The sequence below is a fragment of the Gilliamella sp. B3023 genome, from assembly GCF_026536845.1.
Classification (GTDB): Bacteria; Pseudomonadota; Gammaproteobacteria; order Enterobacterales; family Orbaceae; genus Gilliamella; species Gilliamella apicola_E.
In genome coordinates this window covers 1-1,869 of sequence record NZ_JAFNNH010000038.1, presented here as the reverse complement: position 1 = coordinate 1,869, position 1,869 = coordinate 1, and the positions used below count along the sequence as shown (strand labels likewise).

Below are 1,869 nucleotides of genomic sequence, written 5' to 3'. Positions count from 1 at the left end.
CGTTAATGGCCTTTTAACGCCAAAGCTTTTCCATATTTTAGCCCCCAAAATTTATAATAAATTAGCGCTAAAAAACGTTTCTAATATTTTAATCTTACCTTTTAAAGTCAAAAATTATTTTTTATTTGGATGAGGATCTTTAACTGAATCTCCTTGCCCACTAACTATATACCAACCATTTTTACTATGTGGTTTTTTATTATGATCCGGACAAGGGGGTAACGATTTCTTACTTTGGTTGGAATAAATATATCCACAGTCAGCACATTTATAAGTGCCAGCTGAAACATCACTACCGTATGCAGCAAATTTTTGTACCATTATAAGCTCCTCCAGTATATTTAAGATAAGCGAATGCTTATCAGCCATAGTTATAAGCTCTGATTAAAAAAAAAGCAAGTATGTTTTTTAATCATAGTCGATTTCACCGTTTTAAATAGATGGATTTAGTATCACTATTTGAAACATAAATTAAAAACTAACTTACAATCAATTTATTAATAAAAATACAGGAAATTTTGCAAAATCTTTCAGAAAACGCCTGTGTTTCAGTATAAAAATTGAGGAAGTTGAATATTTTTTATCACTAAAATGAGTATGAGAATTTTTTACCTTGTATTATTTTAACGGTTAAAAATTTAAATAAGATTACAAGATTCAATTACCTAATTTAAGGATTTTTTAATTTAGATATATTGTCATTGGCAACTTTTAAACGATTAAACAAATTTATTTAAATAATCAGACGGCATTATTAATTTATTATCAAATGATATATTCAAATAAAAAGGGAGCGTAATCCGCTCCCTTTTATAATTTCTGTTTAAAGAGTCATACCTTAAACATACAGACTTAAATATTATTTAGGGTGTAACACAAACCGCTTGGGTAAATTGATTTTTAAAAGATGATATACTAGAACCTGCTGAACCGACAATATAATATTGATTTGGCGTTGAGGTTGGTGAACCTGTCCAGAAAGCGAACATAGTGAAACCTGAGTAACTATGTAGCTCCCCCCATTCTGAAGCCAATCCCCCATTTATTTGCCAAAGTGGTTTATTGCCATTTCCAGGATAACCGCCATTCCAACCACCACCATTAGCATTAGTCATATCTGCCACAGTCGGCATTCTATAACCCGGTAAGCTTGAGCAAAAACTAACTGCTGCATCATGGCTGACGTTTGGAACATCCTTACCATCAGTACTCGTTTGAGGAATAAACCAGCGGCGCAATTTAAATCGATAAATGGGGAGAGTCTTCGCTCGGTCAGCATAAATAGTAAATTGTGTTGGCACAAAACTCCTTTTATATGAAGGAGAATTAGCGTTTGGCCCTTTTAAAGTCACCACAGGTATTTTATAGTGTTGCGTTTCACTAAATTCTAAATCAATATTCGAATTACTTGGTTCTTTGGTATAACTAAGTTGACGGTAACTATCTAGTCCAGCAACAATAAATTTAAAGCTAAGATTATTGCCACCTATTGCAGGGAAATTAGATTCTGGATTGTTAATATCTTGAACTAAAAAAGCCTTGCTATCTGAGTCCCATTCTCCGGCAACGCCTCGATTATCATAAACCACAGATGTATTTGGTTGAACAAAACAAGTGTAAATGGTACTTGAACCAACAGTGAAAATATAATTATCATTTATATCACTAAATTTCGTTGTATTTGGAAGACCATATTGAGTTTGAATGCTACCGTCTTCAATTTTTAGATTGATATTATACGGCGCCAAACACTTGTCAATAGCATCAGTCCGAGCAACTTTTTGACCAGTAGAACCAACAATTGTCATTTGGATTTTACCAGTTCCTGAATTTATCACATCACCATCATCATCCCGACCATAATTATAA

General features: G+C 32.9%; 2 protein-coding genes. Both read right to left on the bottom strand.

Annotated elements, in window-relative coordinates; translation table 11 throughout:
• Window positions 1-114 precede the first annotated feature (114 nt).
• Window positions 115-321, bottom strand: a complete 207-nt coding sequence (locus tag J3U16_RS11805; protein ID WP_065562090.1) for a hypothetical protein — start codon at window positions 319-321, stop codon at window positions 115-117.
• Between the two features lie 542 nt (window positions 322-863).
• A partial coding sequence (locus J3U16_RS11800) for a hypothetical protein (protein ID WP_267343169.1) occupies window positions 864-1,869 on the bottom strand: 1,006 nt, incomplete at its 5' end.